The 926-nt window shown below is 58.5% G+C and carries 2 protein-coding genes; both read right to left on the minus strand.

Annotated features, from left to right (window positions below):
* Window positions 1-483: thiamine pyrophosphate-dependent enzyme (locus IE087_RS23435; RefSeq protein ID WP_189372013.1), on the minus strand; the 483-nt coding region annotated here is incomplete at its 3' end.
* Window positions 480-926, minus strand: a 447-nt coding sequence (locus IE087_RS23440) for a sulfopyruvate decarboxylase subunit alpha (RefSeq protein WP_189372014.1), incomplete at its 5' end; no start/stop codon positions are given. The genes IE087_RS23440 and IE087_RS23435, both read right to left, overlap by 4 nt.

The following is a 926-nucleotide window of genomic DNA, read 5'->3' on the forward strand; positions in this document are numbered from 1 at the left end:
GTTGCCGCTGTCGCATTTCACGATCATCACCGTGCCAACCTGTCCATCAATCGCCTCTTGCAGCGCAGCGCCGGTGTCCACGTCCTGCACCTCGACCACGTTGTCACAGCCCGCCGCACGCGCCATGCCCGCCAGATCCGTCTTGCGGCCCGTATAGGTCGGCTGATCCCCGGTCGAACCATAGGACCCGTTGTCGATGATCATCAGGATAAAGTTCGGCGGCATGTTGTTCCCGATCGTGGGCAGCGTGCCAAGGTTCGTCAGAACCGACCCGTCCCCGTCAATCGAGATGACCGTCTTGGGCTGCGCCAGCGCCAAGCCAAGACCAATGGACGAGGCCAGCCCCATCGTGCCCAGCATGTAGAAATTCGTGGGCTGATCGTCGATGGCATGCAGCTCCTGGCTGGGGATGCCGATGTTACAGACAATCAACTGATCACGCAGGATCGGTGCAATTTCGCGAAGGATTTCAGAACGGATCATTGGTCGCCATAGCCTCCCCAGAAGTTGGCGTCCGTCAGGATCGCCACGGGTTTGTTGCACATGAAAGTGTATTTCAGGATCATATCCAGCTCTTCCACGTCCTTCTGATGATGGAAGTGGTAGGTGGGGATGTTCATCTGCGCGAGCAGTGCCTTGGTGTGGACCGCCATTTCAACCTGGCAAGCCACCGGCTCGCGCAGCTCACCACGGTAGCTGATCAGCATGGGCAGCGGCATCCGGTAGTACTGGATCAAGGTCGCCAACGTATTGATGGTCACGCCAATGGCCGTGTTCTGCATGATGATGGCAGGGCGCTTGCCCCCCATCCAGGCACCGGCGCACAGGCCCATCCCTTCGTCTTCCTTGTTCGAAGGGATATGGAAAATGTCGGGGTGCTGATCGATTTCATCGATGACACCTGCAAGCTGCTTGCAGGGCACCGT

Origin of the sequence: Tateyamaria omphalii (assembly GCF_014651375.1) — a bacterium.
Taxonomy (GTDB): domain Bacteria; phylum Pseudomonadota; class Alphaproteobacteria; order Rhodobacterales; family Rhodobacteraceae; genus Tateyamaria; species Tateyamaria omphalii.